This is a genomic window from Cohnella phaseoli (genome assembly GCF_003386235.1).
GTDB classification, from domain to species: Bacteria; Bacillota; Bacilli; order Paenibacillales; family Paenibacillaceae; genus Cohnella; species Cohnella phaseoli.
This window is the reverse complement of record NZ_QRDZ01000005.1, coordinates 247,996-265,813: the sequence shown is the minus strand read 5'-3', so window position 1 is coordinate 265,813 and position 17,818 is coordinate 247,996. Positions and strand designations below refer to the sequence as shown.

Sequence of the window (17,818 nt, the reverse complement as noted above, 5' to 3'; positions counted from 1 at the left end):
CGCTTCTGCGTGTTCAATAGCAAAATCGAATATGTTATAGTAGGCCTAAATCAAAATAGGGAGCTGAAATGGTGATTTTATGATGCGAGTATGGGTCGCCAAATACATCAAAAGTCGTTTCCTGAACAAGCTGCTGCTCCTGAACTCGTTCATTATCATCAGTACTGTAAGCGTTTTAGTTATTTTGATTTTTAATTATATTTCGAGCACCCTTAAGGAGCAGGCGATCAGCTACAATAGCCAAGTTCTTGAAGCGGTAAATTCCTATTTCTTCGATCAAAATAAAAATTTCAAGAAAACGATGAATTACATGTATTACGGGGAGTTGTTGGAGACTGGCGGGGGGTATTCGGTCATTCAGGCCTTCCAGGATGTGAACAAATATCGGCAATCCGTTCAATCCGACCTGTCCGCGGCCACTTCTTCGGAAATCGTAGAAAAAACGGCCTACATCTATCATTTTATGACCGCAAGAGCGCTGCCTAGCGATTCCAATATGTCGGATATGCTGTTAGTTAATGCGTCTTTCGACTTTCAGTTATCCACCGGTCGAAACGGGAAATTTGCTCAGCATGTGCCAACGATTAGCGATTATATTGATCATTCGCGCCGAAACACGCATATCAATTCACAAAGAATTCGTTATATCCCTGCTTTTAATAAAACGACGGGCCAAGATCCTAAATTCATGTACGCGATTTACGATTATCTCAGAGATCCGGACGATCCATCCCAGTATGTTGGCTATATGGTGTCCACTTACGATGCAGACTCAATCAAATCTGTCTTCGCGGGATTTAAACTAAATGTGATAGGCAGCATTCTGATTTTAACTCCCGATGGCGACGTTTTATTCGATTCTTCCGGTCAATTTTATGGAAAGCGATTTCCTTACGAAGATATTATAGCTTCTCCCGATCGTTCCACTACAATCGATCATTCCATTGTCAATGTTTATCGAGATGAAGACTATGGATTTGCCGTCGTTGGCATGATTCCCAAATCGGATCTATACAAGGGCATAACGAAGTTCACGCATGTTATTTTAACGACGACCTTGGCCTGCTTGACCGCTATCCTATTATTGTCCTTTTTCGGGTCTTCGATCTTCTCCAAACGACTGGCGAATGTTTTGCATACGATCAAAGAAATTCAACGGGGGAATCTTACTTCCCGAATCCAGTTTAAGGGGAAAAATGACGAAGTCGGGCTCATCGCCCACAACTTGAATATTATGAGCGAAAAGCTGGAGGATTACATCCAACGGGAATTGACTTTGGAGCTGCGACGCAAGGAAGCCGAGTTAAAGCAAAGGACGGCTGAACTTTACGCGCTGCAATCTCAGATTAATCCTCACTTTCTGTATAACACTTTGGAGACGATCCGAATGACGGCAATCGTCACCCAAGATCAGACGGTTAGCCAAATGATTAAAATTCTCGCCAAATTGATCCGCAGCAGCGTTAAGGACGAAATGATCATTTCTGTCGACGATGAATTGCGTTATTGCCGCTCCTTCCTTGAGTTATATAGTCTAAGATTCGGAGATCTGCTGGAAGTGATCATTGATATCGAGGATGAAATTTTGCCCTACGGAATCCCCAAACATTTGCTGCAACCGATCATTGAGAACACGATCTTCCATGGAATCAATCTCAACAACTACGACAATGTGATTACGGTCAAAGGAAGTAAAGCGAATGGTTGCATCGTGTTATCCGTTTCTGACAATGGTCATGGCATGGACGCTATGCGTTTAGCTACCCTAACCGATAAGCTGAAAAACCTGCATATGTACAGTCAAGAGAGTATCGGCCTGGTGAACGTCGAATCCAGAACGAAGCTTATTTACGGGGATCATTGCGGTTTGGAAATAAAAAGCGGCCGCCATCTGGGAACCGAAGTCATTTTAACGATTCTCGCATTAACGAAAGAGGAGCTGCTTGCACATGTACAAGGTGTTGATCGCGGATGACGAAACGATGATCCTTAAAGGGCTACAGCAAATCATCAACTGGGAGGAGCATGGCGCCGAGATCGTCGCTTGCGCAAAAGACGGGATTGAAGCGATGAAAATCGTCGAGCAGACCCCGATCCACATCTTGATTACCGATATCAAAATGCCGAATATGGATGGGTTAGAGCTGATCCGGGCCATCCGCGGCAAAGGTCTGAATATTAAGATTGTGATCTTAAGCAGCTATGACGACTTTGGATTTGTGAAAGAAGCCTCGAAGCTAGGCATTGAAAATTATTTGCTAAAGCCTGTTGAAGAAGAAGAACTGTCCGATACCCTCCTCCATTCCATCCAAAAGATCGATCAAGAGCTGCGGATGGACATTCAAAACAGGCAAAACTACAATATCGTCAAAGAAAATATACTTAACCGCTGGGTCACTCATTCCATACGAAATGACGAGCTTGCGGAGCGTGCCGGCTTTCTTCAGATTAATCTTGCTTACCCCATGTACATGGTTTGTCTGATTAGTATATCAAGTCATTATAGATTAACGGTTGACGAGCGGAATCCCGATTATTTATCGTTCTCCGCACTTAATATCTGCCAGGAAATTCTGGGACGTAACGGAAATCCCGTTCTCTTCAACAATTTAAGCGGCGATCTGATTATTATATTTGCTTGGAATCACGGAGAAATCGATGAAGATCAAATCCATAAGCTGTTGGAGCAATGTATCCTCAAAATCAATCAATATTTGAAAATAGATATTTCTGTTGCTCTTGGCTCCGTCGAGAATGGATATCCCTATGTCCACAAAAGCTACCAGCATGCCTATAAGCTTAAAGATTACCGTTTGCTGCCGCCTAACTCGGTCGTCAATTACGAGCAATTAAAGAGAAATACAGCCCATTTTGAAGATGATTTTACCATCGATTATGATTCCTTAAAGAGCGCGATCCTCTCCAATAACAAAACAGAAGCGCTCCTATGCGTCGATGCCATCTTCGGGCGGCTTAAAAACAGGACCGATGTCACCTCCGAATACGTCCTGGGCCTTACGGCGGAAATGCTGTTCCATATTTTCGGCACGCTCCAGCTTCCCGGCAATCATATGGATGAAATCCATCGTCGCACGGGTCATGCTCTATTCGATATTTTGCGTGCGCATCCAAAAACCGATCTCTCCGAGTGGCTGAAGCTGTTTATCGGAAATTATATGGACCAATTGGAAACGACCTATGAAAGCATTCATCCCACCATCAAAAGCATTCTGCAATATATCGATGGTCATTATGCCGAAGAGATGTCGCTCAAAACCCTTTCCAATACGTTTAACGTCAGTACCGCCTATCTGGGTCAATTGTTCAAGAAAACAACCGGAGATATGTTCTCCAATTACCTAAACCGCATACGGATCGAAAAATCCAAGGAATTGCTCGCCCAAACGACTTTGAAATCGAATCAAATTTCAACGATGATCGGGTTCACCAATGTCACCTATTTCTCGAATATTTTCAAAAAGTTCGTAGGCGTGTATCCGATTGAGTATAGGAAAGCTTTGGCTAAGGTTACGAAACCGGCGCCGGCTGATTGAGGACAGTATTCGTCCTGTAACCGGCGACGCGGTAGCGTTCCGATTTCCCGTATAAGGCCGGCCTGACAGACATGAACTGCGAGTTCTGTCCGTCTCTGCCGAGAGCATTCGGCGGTTTTCCGGGCACGCTTCCGCTTCTGGGCAGCACCGAGCAAACGGACCGCTTCATGTGCCTTATACCGTGCGATTTCTGGAGGCGCCCAAGCCGGCCAGGAGCAATAGAGTGCTAACGCCAAGCAGCAGCAACAGCGGAGGGTTCCAGCTTGCTGTGATATCATGAAGCAAACCGAACAAGATCGGTCCGGTTGCCGCCAGCAAATATCCGACCGATTGCGACATGCCGGACAGAGAAGCGGAATCGAAGGCATCTTTCGTTCGCAGGCTTAAAAAAATCATAGCCAAGCTGAACGCACATCCCCCGCCAATTCCAAGTAAAACGGTCCACAACGAAATGAAGGCATTTCCTCCGAAATAAAGACCTCCCAGTGAAACAAACAACAGAACCGTCATGATGATGACCAGCAAACGTTGGTTCTTCATGCGTCCCGCTACGATCGGCACAATGAACGCTACGGGCAGCGCAGCAATCTGAAACAGCGACAGCATCCAACCGCCGCTGTCTTCATCCAAACCCCGGCTTGTCATGATTTCAGGCAGCCAAGCGATCAAAACGTAGAATAAGAGAGACTGCGTCCCCATAAAAATCGTAACCATCCATGCCAGCGGCGAACGCCACAGACTTCGGCGCTTCGACGCACCGCTCGTCGCTGTCCCGGCAGACGCCCGACTCGTCCGAGCTTGAGGCAACCAGAACAGCGCAACCAACAGAACGAGTATGCCCCAAATGGCGAGCGCGCCATTCCAGCCGAAACCGAGGTTACGGGCGAGCGGGATACTCATACCGGACGCGATCGCCCCGCATAAATTCATGGACACGGAGTAAACGCCGGTCATGAGGCCGACTTGATGAGAAAAATCCCGTTTGACCAGACTTGGAATGAGCACGTTGCACGCCGCAATCGCCAGCCCGATCAAGGCAGTGCCTATAAACAAAGAAGCGGTTGCGGACATCGATCGGATCGCGATACCCGCCATGAGTAAAACCAGCGCATAAAGCAGGGTCCGCTCCACCCCGAAGCGGCGTGCCAGAATGGGCGCGAACGGTGAGAGCAGCGCGAAAGCAAGCAATGGCAGTGTAGTGAGCAAGCCTGCCGCAGCATTCGACAGTCCGAGGGATTCGCGAATCGAGCCGACCAACGGGCCTACCGACGTTAGCGGCGACCGCATGGTCAGTGCGATCAGGACGATTCCGAGGATGATCGGCCACCCCACCGACAGCGACTTTTTCGCGATCATTGACTTCGTTTCGCTTGATACGCTCATAGCCGTTCGTCTCCTTTGATCTCAAGAACGGCTTTCGATTCCGAAATATAACGGTGAACCGTTGCCACGGCACGATCGGCGTCTTGATCGACAATCGCTTCGACCAGTTGTCTGTGTATCAACAAAAAATCCGTATCGGCTTCATAACGAGTTATGCTTGTAATCAAATCTTGTAACGCGTCCGCGATATGGTTGTATAATTCGATCAAGATTTCATTATGAGACGCCGCGATGATACCTTGGTGAAGACGAATATCCTCCGTTACAACCCCATCCATGTCGCCGCGTGCTGCCGCCCTCTCCCAGCGTTCCAGTTGGAGCAGAAGCTCGCGCGCCTCTTCGTCCGTTCTGCGTTGTGCGGCCAGATGAGCTCCCTCGCGTTCGAGCGCATGCCGGACTTCCAACGTCTGCAGCGAATCGGAGCGCATGATTCGTTTTTGCAGTACGACTCCCAGCACACTCGAAGAGCAGACGTACGTTCCGTCCCCCTGCTTCGTCTTCAAAAGTCCCGCGTGGACCAACGCCCGAATAGCTTCCCTTAATGTATTGCGGCTAACATTCAATTCGACCATCAACTCCGGCTCTGCCGGAATACGCATCCCGACGGCCCACTTGCCGGATTCGATCTGTCTTTCCATTTGCAATGCGACTTGCTCGACCAGCGTCAGCCGACTTGTTTTCTGTAGCATATGTTAGTCCTCATTTCATCTATTTATCAAACATAGGATGTTTGGTTAATTGGTATTTTAACATAGGTTATATCGTGGAGACAACTCATTGCCTAAAAAGAGCATAGATATTTTAAGGGTTTGGTATTTTTAAAGTAGCTTACCCTACTACCATGGTGCTCCAAGGAAACATTTTGAGTGCTATCCTCCTGCAGTTGTCAGCCCCCAGTTCCAAAACCATTTCATTCAATGCATAAATAGGAATAAATTAAAAAACAGCCCGATTTCTCGGACTATCTCAGCAAACTTGTATACATGATTGAATTAGATTCACGCCACATCAGCCTGTTAAAACTACATCCAGCTGCCATAAGAGCGACACAATCGCCGCTCTATCAACAAAACATCGCCGCATCCTTTGCATAACAATTCGTTCATTTCCTTTATAGTGCTGATTTAATTGAGACGTCACGTTTTTGTTCATAGCAAAGATATTTGCTAAAGATGCGACTGCCGGTTGCACAAAAAACCGACGGGTTCGCTCCGCCGGCTTCGTCGCCTTCCTATGAGCCGATGTATGAAGACCGGCGAATAGGGTATGATAATCATGTCGAACAATAGTGATTGTTCGACATTTTTTTGCTAGATTACCCCTTCTTTGTTACTCATTATAAACGACCGAATCCTTCATAACAATACATTTTTCAACACGCCGTGCATGCTTTCGGCCACGAAATCCGGAGCGGCTTTCTTCATCAGCTCAACCGTGTGCAGGTAGCGCTGCGTCGTATTGATCTGCACGTGGCCCAGCGTCTGTTGCACTTGTTGAAGCGATGCACCGTTCAGCAGCGCCATGGTCGCATTCGTATGCCGAAGCCAATGGGGCGTCACCGGCTTGGAAATCCCGCACTCCCTGCTCGCCCTGTTAACGATGCGCTCTACTTGACGGGACGTAATTGGAAAAATCCGGCCTTGCCGGTTCACTTGAGCAGATCCGCCATGCAGCTTCAGCCGGATGGAAGGGTCGTTATGCAGCTTCCATAACGCCTCCGGCATTTTCACCTGCCTCGTCTTGCCTCCCTTGCCGTCCGCGACGGTCAGCCACGCACCGCTCTCGAGCGGGTCAGTAACCACATCGCCCCATCTCATCTGCACTAACTCCGATACCCTCAGTCCCAGTATAACCATATAAACAACCATCATCCATTCCCGTACGCTCTTGGCGCTCAGATAAGTCAGCAATACGGTCAGCTCGCGTTGGGTCAGAAAATGATGCCCGCTTGTTACCCGCACCTTAGGCAACCGGATGGACGAGGCGGGATTATGCGAGAACAACGCGATATTGGCGTCGCTCCCCCATCTGTAAAACGAGCGCAGCGGCGCGATCAAGCTGGCGATAGTTGAAGCGTTCAGCGGTTTGTTCGCGGACGTTCCCCGCAGCAAGGAAGATTTGTATCGTTCCAGATCGTGCCAAGTGGCTTCTCCCAAAGGGGTTTCCCCGATGAACGTTCGAAAACGGCGAAGCGCCCGTTCGTAATTACGGATCGTATTCGGCCGATGATACCCGGCCAGGAAGCTCTGGATCACCTGCTCTTCGTCCAAAACGGCCGCTCCGTTCGAGAGCTTGCGTTCCGCATTCATGTCATTGGCTCCTTTCTATCGGTGAACTTCGAACAATCACTATTGTTCGACCTCGCTTGTCGGGCGGCGGAACCGCCATGAAACAAGAAAGGAGAATTTAAAGGATGTCGAACCTGATCCGCTCCGAGCTTCATGCCCTTGGACTGCGGAAAGATCCCGCGACTTTCTCGCACAGTGTACGGGTAGGCCTGCTGGCTCAAGCCGCCGCCAGACAGCTCGGAATGCCGGAGGACGAAGAACGGATGTTCACCGTCGCCTGCAGCTTTCACGATATCGGAAAGCTTCTCGTTCCTCGGGAGCTGCTCGTCAAACGACTCCCGCTCGACGAACGGGAACGGGAGCGGATTCGCGAGCACCCGCTCCTCGGCGTTCGCCTTGTTCGCCGGCTCGGCTGGCGGGATCCTAGAATGATCGCGACTGTGCGCTCCCATCATGAGCGCTGGGACGGAACGGGATATCCGGACGGGCTTAGCGGCGAGAGCATTCCGCCTTGGGCTCGCCTGTGCGCCGTCTTCGATTCCTTCGACGCCATGGTGCAATCCCGGTCCTACAATCGGGTCAAGACGATGGGAGAAGCGGCGGACGAGCTTAGAAAGCAGAGTGGACATCAATTCGACCCGGCCTCCGTCGAGCTGTTCTTCTCCATTCCGGAAATCGCGATTAAAAAAATACGGCGTTATCGTTAAAGGCGCCGAACCGAAAGCAGGTCGAAAACTATGAAACCAACCGCTACTCTCCGTCCGGGACAAACGTTGGCCAAGCCGGTGCTGAACAAAAACGGGATGGTTATGCTGGGGGCCGGAACGCAGCTGACCGACAAATATATCGAACGATTGCGGACGCTGGGCATTACGGACATCTATGTCGAGGAAGACGCCTCTTCCAGAACTCAGGGAGCGGAGTCATCGCCAGCCATCGCTTCACACGCCTCCGCTTCGCAAGAGAGGCCGAACAGGAAGAGAAACTCCGCCGCTTCCAAAAAGGCGGTCGACGAAGCGTTCGCCAGACTCATCGGCAACCCGCTCATCCGTCAGCAGCTATCCGTGCCGATGCTCGGCGACCGCTTCGTGCGCATCTATCAGACGTTACTGAAAGAGTTGTCCGATCATCGCTTCATTAAAGATAGGCTAACCCTGCTTCATATGAAGGACCCGATGCTGTTCGAGCATACGCTCAACGTCGCCACCCTGTCGGCAATTATCGGCTTCGCCAAGCAATACTCCATCGAGCCGCTTCACGATCTGATCGTCTCGGCTCTACTGTTCGACATCGGCATGACCCAGCTACCCGACGAACTCCTGACCAAGAAAGGCCGGCTGACGGATTACGACCGAGGGCTTATCGAGCGCCATACGGTTGAAGGCTATCAGATGCTTGTCCATCGATCCGACCTGCCCGGAGCGGCCGCGATATGCGCCCTTCAGCACCATGAACGATATGACGGCTCCGGTTATCCGTCGGGACTCAGCCGTTCCAATATTCACGAGTTCGCTCAAATTATCGCCCTTGCCGACACCTACGACGCGCTCGTGTCCCGGCGACACCATCGCAGCTCCTACACGAAGAGGGACGCCGTCGAATTTCTGCTCGGCTCCGGAGATCGCATGTTCGACTTATCGCTCGTCAAGCTGTTCGTCGGCCACATCTCCATCTATCCGGTCGGAAGCCGCGTCGTTCTCAACAGCGGGCAGACGGCGGTCATCACTTCGGTCGATTCCTCTCTCGTCCAGCGTCCAATCGTCAAAATTATCCGGGAAGGAGACGGAAGGCCCGTAACATCCCCCTATGAGATCGATCTGAGGGCGCAGTTCGATCTGGTCATCGTAGACACGGCCCTGTAACCATACAAAAAGACCGTTCCGAAATCAGGAACGGTCTGGTCATGTTGTTCGTAAGCAAGTTGTGGAAGATCCGGTCATTTTCGGCGGCTCAGCTACCATGGGACAGAATCCGTCCTTTAGGCCTGAAGCTTTGCGCCCCCGTCTTTCGAGCGGGTTTGCCGTTATCGTTAAGTCCTCGGTCAAACACAGGATCATTATACCTATAAACGCCTTCCTATTCAATACTTTGGTAGGAAGACTTTGGTAGGACAACAGAGGATGACCTCCTCGGCCGCCAAGCTCAAGGGGTCATCCTCTGTTGCGACAATAGCTAATTATTTAACAGAATTTGCTTTCTAATTAATGAGTTGATGCTCTCTTGCCGTCTTGATCCAGTCTGGAAACTCCTGAAGCAGCTTGGTGTAAAGACTCGTTTCATCAATCTTGGTAATATTGTTAATCTTAAAAAAGTTAGCATTGTCCACGAATCTTCCGCTTAAGTTGTCCAGCTTTTCAAGGAATTGAAATCCGGCATTTCCGATTCCGACAAACTGCCAGAAGATCCCCAATTTCGAAGCAGCTCGAATCGCTTTCTCTGTCTGCGGCTTGTCCTGATTATCCCCGTCAGTAATGAAAATAACGAATACCGGTTCCTCTAGAGGCCCATTGATGGCTGTGGCCTTACGGAAAAACCCCTTCTTCTCCGTCGTATATTTCTTTACGATCCGATTAATCACGCCAGCATATCTCGTCTCAGCCTCAAGAGGATAACTTTTAACGATTTTATTATCCACATACCCGTAGAAATTAGACTCTACCAATTCTCCGACTTCATAGTCATGCTGCCCGAATAGAAAAATGTCGATAGCCTGATTGTCGTCAAACTTAACGCCTAGAGCCAAAAGCTCTTCGACTACCTTTTGAACGGTTCCGTTCTTGAAAGTGGACGCCATTGAACCGGATATATCCAAAGCTAACGCCACTTTTGCCTTCTGATTTCCAAGTCCAAGACTAGACGCAACATCATCAGCCTTTTTCTTGAGTTCAATGAAGTTCTTCTTCGCCAGATCGATACTCATTGAAAAGTCCTCCGCATTTCATCTATTGGAAACAAGTCTTAAAGTTCATTATATTGAACGCTTTTCTTCATGGCAATGACAGTGCTTGACGGATGCAGATCTATTTTCGCAAATAAAAAAAATCCCTCACGTATCAAGGGATTTCAGCTTCTTAGTTATGGTGCGGTCGAGAGGACTCGAACCTCCACGGTATTGCTACCGCCAGCCCCTCAAGCTGGTGCGTCTGCCATTCCGCCACGACCGCATATTATAGAATGTCGTCTGATTAAGGAAAATGCCTGCCAGAGAAACACTGGTGAGCCATGAAGGACTCGAACCTTCGACACCCTGATTAAAAGTCAGGTGCTCTACCAACTGAGCTAATGGCTCTCATGGTGACCCCTAGGGGATTCGAACCCCTGTTACCTCCGTGAAAGGGAGGTGTCTTAACCGCTTGACCAAGGGGCCATAGGCCATTTACTCTTGCGCTTTAACGCTGTCCGTTTCAGACGACAAAAATGATTATATCTGAAACATTCGCCTAAGGCAAGCCCCTTTTTAGAAAAAATGTACTTTTTTTATTTCTTTTTTTTGAAGCCACTTCGACTACGTAACTTGAACCAAATGATGCGTTGAAAAATGACCTATATTATGGGGTTTTATAGCAACATGTTGAGGGGCCAACGCCCGATTGGTTGGGCATCGAAAGTTGCTCATTCTTGGGAAACTGCATTGTTCCTGACTTGCATGTGGTCTACTTGCACCTTGCTCGCTTGTCACGGACAGACCCCCAGAGACGACCTCTCAGACTAAAGCGGAAATCCCGCTTTAAATGTACGACCGCACCTTTTTCAAAGCAAACAAGGCGGATTTTCCGCTTTATTTTTTAATTTTTAGCCTATTTAGGAAAAATAAAGCAGTTTCTCCGCTTTAAATCGACGTTTTTCCCCTTTTCGTCGAAAACAACGCGGCTTTTCCGCTTTAATTCTTCCGCCCCATTCGAAAAGGGAGCTTAGGAAGCAAGCTATTTCTTTAAAATGTTGTAAAAATCAAAAAGAGCCCGACAGCGTTGGCTGCGGACTCCCTTTATGTCGTCTTTTTTGATTTCCATGGGTGGCGGGGAGAGAGGGATTCGAACCCTCGCACGCATGACACGTCTACTCCCTTAGCAGAGGAGCCCCTTATAGCCACTTGGGTATCTCCCCATGGCTCCCCGAACAGGACTCGAACCTGTGACAACTCGATTAACAGTCGAGTGCTCTACCAACTGAGCTATCAGGGAATGTTTTTCAAAAGCGACAAGTAATAATTTATCATGACCCCAACATTAAGTCAAGGCTTTCGCGGAAGTTTTTTTCTTTTCTTTTTTTCGGCCTTTCCATAAGAAAAAACGCCCCTCATTTTCCGAAATGAGTTGACCTAACACTTGTCCTTATGTTATTTATTGATTAATAAATAAAAACCAACGGAGTCGATGCCCCCTGAGCCCTAACGAAGAACTCGCAGCAAGCCGTAAAGACCAGATCATGCAAAGCGCAGCAGCCTTGTTCGCCTCCCAGGGCTACTACAAAACGACGACCGCCCATGTTGCCAACGCCGTAGGTGTGACTCAGCCGTATGTGTTTCACTTCTTTAAGACAAAGGAACAGCTTTACTTAGCCGTCCTGGAGAAGGCGTTCGAGCGGATGATGCAGCATTTTTTCGCGGTCGATGCTCCTCCGGACCAACTCAGCAAGGAGATGGGTCGGCAGTTCGACCTCTTGCTTCACTCCCAGCGCAACGAAATGCTGCTGCTGATGCAAAGCTTCACAACGCCGGAGCCGGCCGTCAGGCAATTTGCGAAGGAAAAATATTCGCTCATTTACGACCGTCTGTTGGAGCGTTTTATGAAAGCCGGAATCCCGAACCCGCAATGGGAGGCAAGCAGCTTCATCGCAACCGGGCTAACCGTTACTTTGTCTGAAGTACTGGAACTGCCCAAGCTGAATCCGTGGTGCGAGACTGCCCCATAAGCATATTTAGTTGTTCTGAAAGATAATCGACAACTAAGGAGTAAAGTGTATATATCCCCCTTCGATGCTATACGCTCCTGAAAATCCGAATAGGTAAACCCGTCACAATGTAATCTGAGGAGCGTACGAAGCAGTCTATGGGAGATATATACACCTTTTTATCGATTATCTTAAGCAACTCTGCTTACGGGACAGTCCTTTTTTTTCAATTTTTTATTTATTTATCAATAAATAAAAGAGGAGAGATCTTATGTTCACAGCTTCGCGAATCCGTCTGTTAGTCGTCACCTGTATCGTACTGTTCATGGCTATGCTCGACAATCTGGTCATCGGCGTCGCCCTTCCTTCTATTCAGAGCGACTTAAACGCCTCGTTATCCGACCTCGAATGGTTTATGAACGCCTACACGCTTGCTTTCGCCGTCCTGCTCATTCCGTTCAGCGTATTGGGAGAGTCAATCGGGAGGAAAAAAGTATTTCTTGCGGGAGTTGTTGTTTTTACGCTGGGATCGCTGTTGTGCGGCCTCAGCGACTCGTCGCTTGCGCTGATTTTATCCCGCGCGCTCCAAGGCGTCGGAGGCGCCGCCGTCGTGCCGCTGAGCCTGACGCTTGTGAATTCCGCGTTTCCTCCTGAGAAGAGGGCTGCGGCCATCGGTCTGTGGTCGGGAATATCCGGGCTGGGCCTCAGCGTTGGACCGCTTGTCGGCGGTTTGATTATGGAAGGGGCGCCGTGGCAGATGATTTTCTACGTCAACGTGCCGATTGGCGTACTCGCGCTCTTGTTCGGTCTCAAATGGCTCGGAGAATCGCGCGGCGTCCGCAAGCCGCTGGACCCTGTTGGCGTGCTGCTGCTGACCTCGGGATTATTTGGGTTAATTTTCGGCTTGGAGAGAGGCAATTCGGAGGGCTGGGGAACTCCGATCGTCGTCGGCTCGCTCGCGCTTGGGCTGCTGCTGCTCGTTCTGTTCTACTTCTGGGAAAGAACGCGCCGCGTCCCGCTCGTGCGCTTCGATCTGTTCCGCAGCCGAGCTTACTTCTTCTATACGTTCGCAGGCTTTTGGATGAACGCCGGAGTGTTCGGCGCAATCTTCCTGCTCACCCTGTTCCTGCAGCAGGCGCAAGGCTTTACGCCTCTGCAGGCGGGCGTAAGAGAGATGGCGTGGACGACGATGACGATGATCGCTGCGCCGCTTGCGGGACTCGCCATCAGCCGTCTCGGCAACCGCAACGTGCTAATGGCGGGACTGTTGTTCCAGACCGCCGCGCTGGCTTGGTTTGCACTGCTTATCCGGGCTCGGGGCTTTGACTTCCCGTTTATCGAGATGCTCGGCCCAATGATGCTCGCCGGCACCGGAATGGGTCTCAGCTTCACGCCGCTCTCGCACGGCCTGATCTCTTCCGCCCCAGAGGAGGCCTTAGGCGAGGCAAGCGGCGTCGGGAACGCGACGCGTGAGCTTGGCGGCGTATTCGGCATCGCGATCGGAGGTTTGATCTTTCAATCGGGCTCGGCTATTCGCTCTCCGCAGGATTTCGCCGATCATATCGTGCCCAGCCTCGGAGCCGGGTCGCTGATGATGGCGATCGCGCTGCTCGGCATTGCCCTGTTCGTGCGAGGTCGATCCGCCTCGGGCAAATCGGCCCCGAATGCGGCCAAACAGTCGCCTTCCGCCGTCTAGTCGCCTTAGCGCCGCGCGCCCGCATCCCCAGGTGCGGGCGCAGGAACCGCTTCATACAGCTTCAGCTTGCCTCTGCATTTGCCGCACGCGTATTTTCTGGGGTCCGTGCGGCGTTTGCGAGGATACTGCATGCCGCACGCCTGACAGACGAGCAAATACTTCACCGGGAGCCGCCTTGTCGCTCCGGGAAGAGCCCGGCAGTGCCTCGTAGCGCCTACCTTCGCGAGCAGCTGCTTAAAATCCGCGTCGCGGTGCTGGTATCCTTTGCGCTGCAAGTGCAGATGATAATGGCACAGCTCATGCTTGATAATCGCCTCCGTCTCCTCGATGCCGTACGCTTCGAGTTGATGCGGACTGATCTCGATATTGTGACTTTGCGTAAAATAGCGACCGCCGGTCGATCGCAGCCGCGAATTAAAAGTAGCCTTGTGCAGGAACGGCCGGTCGAAATAGGCCAACGACACTCTTTCAACCCATCGCTGCAGCTCCTGATCTTCCATTTCAGCAATCCCTCCCCGGTTCTTACCGAAGCCGCCCCAAGGCGCCTTCCCAAGCTTGACCTACTTGAATTGTAGCCCCCTGTTGGGCTACACTGTCAAGTAGAAATGGTTGAGGGGAGACTGCGTTACATGCCAGAAATGTCCTACGTCCTGCTGCAGCACGAGCAAGGAAATCTCGATTTTGTCGAGATGCCCGCATCCCACGCTTACCAACTTAGCGCCTTGAATCTGCGTCTTCATAAAGAGCTGACCAAGCTGACCGCCGACAACGTGCCGAAGCTGCCTCGGGCCATCGCCGAGTTTCATAAGCTCGAGCTGCTCGACGAGAAGCAAGCGCCGATCGGAGGCTTGCACTACGTTAACGAGCTGGAGCGCACGTTCGCTTCGATTCGCGAAAGCGCCTACCCGCTGATTGCGCTGTTAACCGAGATTCGCGCTCTGCAAGCCCAATTGGAACAATGGTACGAGGAAGAGGATCTTCTCTAGGCCAGTAAATCCGATTCGGACCTGCACGGTCATCCGCCCACTCCCATATGCTAGGAATACAGCATGGTGGGAGGAGGACGATTTTCGATGCCTCAATGGCTTTGCAATCAATTGATGTCCGCTTTTCAGAAGAAGGACCGCAGGCAGATCCGTCTGTTGAACGATTGCTGGTTTTACTACCGCGGCAAGCCCGACAAATCCAAGGCAACGAAAGAATCTGCCGGCTCCACTCCTTGAACGAACCGGGCCGGACGTCTTCGACGCCCGCATCGCGAAACCAAAAAAAGGATCCTCCGCCTGCCGAAATTCGGCATAACGGAGCGATCCTTTTTTAACGCGGATTAAAAATCAAATTCGTTCCATCTGACCACTTCGTCCACCGTAAGCCGCACCGAGGAATGGCCCTCCTGCGACGCTTTGCCGATGGCAATCAGCATGATCGGCACGTAACGCTCACCGATTCCGAACGCCTCCGTAAACTGCTGCGGGTTGTATCCGCCCATCGGCACCGTGTCGTAGCCCCTTGCTTTGGCCGACAGCATGATCTGCATGGAGATGAGGCCGCCGTCCGTGTAGACGATCTTGCGCGCGATTTCGGGTGGCAGGCTGCCATAGTTTTTCGTAGTGTTGGCGATAAACGCATCCTTCGTCTCTGCCGACATATGACCCGCTTCGTACGCACGGTTATAGATCGTATCCGCCAGCTTATAGCTTTCCACATCGCCCAGCACGGCGATCACGGCAGAAGCGTCGGCCACCTGCTGTTGATTAAAGGCGATCGGCAGCAGCTTCTGCTTCAGCTCCGGCGAATCGATGACGAGCAAACGCCAGGGCTGGAGATTCGAAGAGGAAGGAGCCCGAAGCGCTTCCGTGAGCAGCTCCGTCATTTCTTCCTTGGAGATTTTGAAAGTAGGATCGTAGTGGCGAACGGAACGGCGTCCGTGAACGACTTCTTCAAAGCTCGGGGATTTCGTTTGCACCGCTTGCATCGTGGACATTTGATTTTCCTCCATTTTCATCACTCAAATTAATTGTGTTTAATTTAGCACAGTTAAACCCAAAAAGTTAACTGTTTCGAATAATGCACAGTATATTCCTCTTCTTTTCGATTGTCAATATCCCCAAACATCCAACTATTCTCATCAGCTCACCCGCGAAAAAAAACGCCCTGAGGCTCCGGTCAGACGACCGGCCGCAAGGCGTTTGAATCCAATCAGGAACCCCAGAGAGCAAGACGCTCGTTCAGAAGCTCTTGACGAAGCTGCTCGGCTTTCTCGACTCCGGCCGCTTCGATTTCCTGCATATATTTGTCCCATAACGCGTCGAATTGCTCAGGCTTGGCGAGAATCGCTTCGGGAATACGTTTCCACGTTATGTTTTTGAGCTTCTCTTCGAGGACGACGAGATCGCTCTCGCTTGGAATCGGAATGTTCCAGAGCGCGCCCCACGGCTTCAGCTTGAACTCATCCTCTTTCGGAAACAAGTCCTTCCAGATCGTCGCGCCGTAAGCGGAGAGAACCTCCTTTTCCACGTCGCTGTAATCGCTAATCAATTGCTCCGGGAACCTCTGCGTATAATAGTTGCCGGACGGGTCCTTTACGCCGTCGCCGTAGTGGGCGCTGAGCAAGTTATAGTTTCCGAGGCCCGACTCCTTCTGGAAGTTGATGCCGTCGTTCAGTCTGCGCTCTGCGATGTCGGCCGGAATGACCCGTTTACCGTTTTCCATTTTGTAATGCTTGCCTTCGATGCCCCAGTTCACGAGCACCTGGCCTTCGTCGGATGCAAGATAATCCAGGAATTTGATCGTACGCACCGGATCGGGATTGTCGACCGAGATCGCAATGCCGGAGCCGCCCGTGAAGCCTGTCGGCCAGAACGCCGTATGTTTGTATTCCTCGGACAGCGTGACCGGATAATGGCCGTAGGCTTGATCCATCTTGCCTTCGGCCTTCAGCGCTTTCTGGCCGTCGTCGAAGTCCCACTTCTGATCGATCAGGCCGAGTACGCGCCCGGTCGCGATTTTCGCCTTGTACTGATCGTATTTTTGCACGAACGATTCCTTATCCAGCAGCCCTTCGGCGTTCATGTGGTTTAACCAGCGGAAATATTCCTTCTCGATCGGCCGCCGGAAATGGTACGTGACCTCGTGTGTATCAATATCCACATAATACTCGCCGTCGTCCGAACCGCCCGTTGACAGGAACGCAGGGTTCGTAACGCCGATGTACATCCTCCAATCTTCGGCGATCAGCGATAGTCCGACGTTCGGGTTGCCGTTTTCGTCCTTCGGATGCTTAGCAAGATACGCCTTGATCGCATTCTCGAAATCTTGCACCGTCCGAATCTTCGGATAGCCGAGCTCCTTCACGACGCGATGCTGCAGCTGCATGCCGCCGCCCGCTTCGAAATATTGCTGACCGATGCCGTCATAGGACGGAATGACGTAGATCGCTTGGTCGGTCTTGCTGTATTTCAGACGATTCATTTGACCTTCGAACAGCTTCTTGATATTCGGGGCATGCTGCTCGATCAGATCCGTCAGATCCAGCACGGCGCCCGCGTCGACGAACTTGCTGATGCTCGTTTTGGCCATGATCAGATCCGGGTAGTCGCCGCTGGCGGCGATAAGGGCCGATTTCTGCTCCGCGTCGCCGACCGCGAATTCCGCCTTAATCGAAATGCCCGTTTTCTCCGTAATCGCTTTGCCCAGATCATCCTGCATGTTGGCCCAGTTCGGGTTGACGTCTTCGCTGTAATAGGTGAGCGTAAGCGGCTCAAGCTTCTCCGGAGATGGCGACGCAGACTCTGGGCTCGAGCTCGAACCGGATGCGCTCGGGGAAGCGCTTGGACTGGATGCCCCTTTGCCGTCATTGCCGCCGCTGCATGCTGCGAGCAGTCCGGCGAACAGCGTCGCGCTTAGAATAAGGCTCGGCCATTTTCTCTTTGTTGCCATGTAATACCCTCCTCGATAATGTACGATTGCGATATTGTATAACGGGTTAGCCCGCTGATACCGGTTGC

15 protein-coding genes, 5 tRNA genes and 1 riboswitch are annotated in these 17,818 nt (G+C 51.0%); of the genes, 8 read left to right on the top strand and 12 right to left on the bottom strand.

What is annotated here, in order from left to right:
- The first annotated feature begins 79 nt into the window (after positions 1-79).
- Positions 80-1,975 (top strand): sensor histidine kinase, encoded by a 1,896-nt coding sequence (locus DFP98_RS08735; RefSeq protein WP_116060184.1) that lies wholly within the window; start codon positions 80-82, stop codon positions 1,973-1,975.
- A complete protein-coding gene (locus DFP98_RS08730) occupies positions 1,950-3,554 on the top strand; it encodes a response regulator transcription factor (RefSeq protein WP_116060183.1) in 1,605 nt (534 codons plus the stop codon). Before DFP98_RS08735 ends, DFP98_RS08730 begins: the two co-directional genes overlap by 26 nt.
- A gap of 174 nt (positions 3,555-3,728) precedes the next feature.
- Here DFP98_RS08730 and DFP98_RS08725 read toward each other — a convergent pair whose 3' ends face one another.
- From DFP98_RS08725 to DFP98_RS08715, 3 genes are all read right to left on the bottom strand, one after another.
- The gene (locus tag DFP98_RS08725) at positions 3,729-4,937 is read right to left on the bottom strand and encodes a CynX/NimT family MFS transporter (protein WP_116060182.1); all 1,209 of its coding nucleotides are present in this window, start codon (positions 4,935-4,937) and stop codon (positions 3,729-3,731) included.
- Positions 4,934-5,626 (bottom strand): FadR/GntR family transcriptional regulator, encoded by a 693-nt coding sequence (locus tag DFP98_RS08720; RefSeq protein WP_116060181.1) that lies wholly within the window; start codon positions 5,624-5,626, stop codon positions 4,934-4,936. The genes DFP98_RS08725 and DFP98_RS08720 overlap by 4 nt, the downstream gene beginning before the upstream one ends.
- A 666-nt stretch (positions 5,627-6,292) precedes the next feature.
- Positions 6,293-7,246 (bottom strand): tyrosine-type recombinase/integrase, encoded by a 954-nt coding sequence (locus tag DFP98_RS08715; RefSeq protein ID WP_116060180.1) that lies wholly within the window; start codon positions 7,244-7,246, stop codon positions 6,293-6,295.
- A gap of 104 nt (positions 7,247-7,350) precedes the next feature.
- On the opposite strand from DFP98_RS08715, the gene DFP98_RS08710 reads away from it, so the two are divergent.
- Both DFP98_RS08710 and DFP98_RS08705 read left to right on the top strand, forming a co-directional pair.
- Entirely contained in the window at positions 7,351-7,932 is a 582-nt protein-coding gene (locus tag DFP98_RS08710; protein WP_116060179.1) for an HD-GYP domain-containing protein, read from the top strand.
- A 30-nt stretch (positions 7,933-7,962) separates the two neighbouring features.
- Positions 7,963-9,087, top strand: coding sequence for an HD-GYP domain-containing protein (locus tag DFP98_RS08705; RefSeq protein WP_116060178.1), 1,125 nt, complete (start codon positions 7,963-7,965; stop codon positions 9,085-9,087).
- A gap of 79 nt (positions 9,088-9,166) precedes the next feature.
- Positions 9,167-9,257, bottom strand: a riboswitch (cyclic di-GMP riboswitch).
- 165 nt (positions 9,258-9,422) lie between these two features.
- Here the strand turns inward: DFP98_RS08705 and DFP98_RS08700 are convergent.
- The 6 genes from DFP98_RS08700 to DFP98_RS08675 form a co-directional block, all read right to left on the bottom strand.
- Positions 9,423-10,145: a VWA domain-containing protein gene (locus tag DFP98_RS08700; protein ID WP_116060177.1), complete on the bottom strand. Its 723-nt coding sequence runs from the start codon at positions 10,143-10,145 to the stop codon at positions 9,423-9,425.
- Between the two features lie 158 nt (positions 10,146-10,303).
- Positions 10,304-10,389: transfer RNA gene (locus DFP98_RS08695), tRNA-Leu, on the bottom strand.
- Positions 10,390-10,438: 49 nt separating this feature from the next.
- Positions 10,439-10,514 (bottom strand) — tRNA-Lys (locus tag DFP98_RS08690).
- A 3-nt stretch (positions 10,515-10,517) separates the two neighbouring features.
- Positions 10,518-10,592 (bottom strand) — tRNA-Glu (locus DFP98_RS08685).
- A 646-nt stretch (positions 10,593-11,238) separates the two neighbouring features.
- Positions 11,239-11,329, bottom strand: a tRNA-Ser gene (locus tag DFP98_RS08680).
- 1 nt (position 11,330) lies between these two features.
- Positions 11,331-11,406: transfer RNA gene (locus DFP98_RS08675), tRNA-Asn, on the bottom strand.
- 244 nt (positions 11,407-11,650) lie between these two features.
- On the opposite strand from DFP98_RS08675, the gene DFP98_RS08670 reads away from it, so the two are divergent.
- The gene (locus DFP98_RS08670; protein WP_116060176.1) at positions 11,651-12,136 is read left to right on the top strand and encodes a TetR/AcrR family transcriptional regulator; all 486 of its coding nucleotides are present in this window, start codon (positions 11,651-11,653) and stop codon (positions 12,134-12,136) included.
- A 250-nt stretch (positions 12,137-12,386) separates the two neighbouring features.
- Positions 12,387-13,811: an MFS transporter gene (locus tag DFP98_RS08665; RefSeq protein WP_116060175.1), complete on the top strand. Its 1,425-nt coding sequence runs from the start codon at positions 12,387-12,389 to the stop codon at positions 13,809-13,811.
- 5 nt (positions 13,812-13,816) lie between these two features.
- Here the strand turns inward: DFP98_RS08665 and DFP98_RS08660 are convergent, their stop codons facing one another.
- Positions 13,817-14,311, bottom strand: coding sequence for a SprT family protein (locus tag DFP98_RS08660; RefSeq protein ID WP_116060174.1), 495 nt, complete (start codon positions 14,309-14,311; stop codon positions 13,817-13,819).
- Between the two features lie 129 nt (positions 14,312-14,440).
- On the opposite strand from DFP98_RS08660, the gene DFP98_RS08655 reads away from it, so the two are divergent.
- Positions 14,441-14,797, top strand: a complete 357-nt coding sequence (locus DFP98_RS08655; RefSeq protein ID WP_116060173.1) for a hydrolase/acyltransferase — start codon at positions 14,441-14,443, stop codon at positions 14,795-14,797.
- 87 nt (positions 14,798-14,884) lie between these two features.
- The gene (gene cmpA, locus DFP98_RS08650; RefSeq protein WP_116060172.1) at positions 14,885-15,034 is read left to right on the top strand and encodes a cortex morphogenetic protein CmpA; all 150 of its coding nucleotides are present in this window, start codon (positions 14,885-14,887) and stop codon (positions 15,032-15,034) included.
- Between the two features lie 104 nt (positions 15,035-15,138).
- Here cmpA and DFP98_RS08645 read toward each other — a convergent pair whose 3' ends face one another.
- Positions 15,139-15,795, bottom strand: a complete 657-nt coding sequence (locus tag DFP98_RS08645) for a nitroreductase family protein (protein ID WP_116060171.1) — start codon at positions 15,793-15,795, stop codon at positions 15,139-15,141.
- A 215-nt stretch (positions 15,796-16,010) separates the two neighbouring features.
- Positions 16,011-17,750, bottom strand: a complete 1,740-nt coding sequence (locus DFP98_RS08640) for an ABC transporter substrate-binding protein (RefSeq protein WP_116060170.1) — start codon at positions 17,748-17,750, stop codon at positions 16,011-16,013.
- Positions 17,751-17,818: the final 68 nt, after the last annotated feature.

Excerpts from the sequence above, each read along its gene's own strand:
- DFP98_RS08735 (WP_116060184.1), top strand. The coding sequence starts at position 80 with ATGATGCGAGTATGGGTCGCCAAATACATCAAAAGTCGTTTCCTGAAC.
- DFP98_RS08730 (WP_116060183.1), top strand. The coding sequence starts at position 1,950 with ATGTACAAGGTGTTGATCGCGGATGACGAAACGATGATCCTTAAAGGG.
- DFP98_RS08725 (WP_116060182.1), bottom strand. The coding sequence starts at position 4,937 with ATGAGCGTATCAAGCGAAACGAAGTCAATGATCGCGAAAAAGTCGCTG.
- DFP98_RS08720 (WP_116060181.1), bottom strand. The coding sequence starts at position 5,626 with ATGCTACAGAAAACAAGTCGGCTGACGCTGGTCGAGCAAGTCGCATTG.
- DFP98_RS08715 (WP_116060180.1), bottom strand. The coding sequence starts at position 7,246 with ATGAATGCGGAACGCAAGCTCTCGAACGGAGCGGCCGTTTTGGACGAA.
- DFP98_RS08710 (WP_116060179.1), top strand. The coding sequence starts at position 7,351 with ATGTCGAACCTGATCCGCTCCGAGCTTCATGCCCTTGGACTGCGGAAA.
- DFP98_RS08705 (WP_116060178.1), top strand. The coding sequence starts at position 7,963 with ATGAAACCAACCGCTACTCTCCGTCCGGGACAAACGTTGGCCAAGCCG.
- DFP98_RS08700 (WP_116060177.1), bottom strand. The coding sequence starts at position 10,145 with ATGAGTATCGATCTGGCGAAGAAGAACTTCATTGAACTCAAGAAAAAG.
- DFP98_RS08670 (WP_116060176.1), top strand. The coding sequence starts at position 11,651 with ATGCAAAGCGCAGCAGCCTTGTTCGCCTCCCAGGGCTACTACAAAACG.
- DFP98_RS08665 (WP_116060175.1), top strand. The coding sequence starts at position 12,387 with ATGTTCACAGCTTCGCGAATCCGTCTGTTAGTCGTCACCTGTATCGTA.
- DFP98_RS08660 (WP_116060174.1), bottom strand. The coding sequence starts at position 14,311 with ATGGAAGATCAGGAGCTGCAGCGATGGGTTGAAAGAGTGTCGTTGGCC.
- DFP98_RS08655 (WP_116060173.1), top strand. The coding sequence starts at position 14,441 with ATGCCAGAAATGTCCTACGTCCTGCTGCAGCACGAGCAAGGAAATCTC.
- cmpA (WP_116060172.1), top strand. The coding sequence starts at position 14,885 with ATGCCTCAATGGCTTTGCAATCAATTGATGTCCGCTTTTCAGAAGAAG.
- DFP98_RS08645 (WP_116060171.1), bottom strand. The coding sequence starts at position 15,795 with ATGTCCACGATGCAAGCGGTGCAAACGAAATCCCCGAGCTTTGAAGAA.
- DFP98_RS08640 (WP_116060170.1), bottom strand. The coding sequence starts at position 17,750 with ATGGCAACAAAGAGAAAATGGCCGAGCCTTATTCTAAGCGCGACGCTG.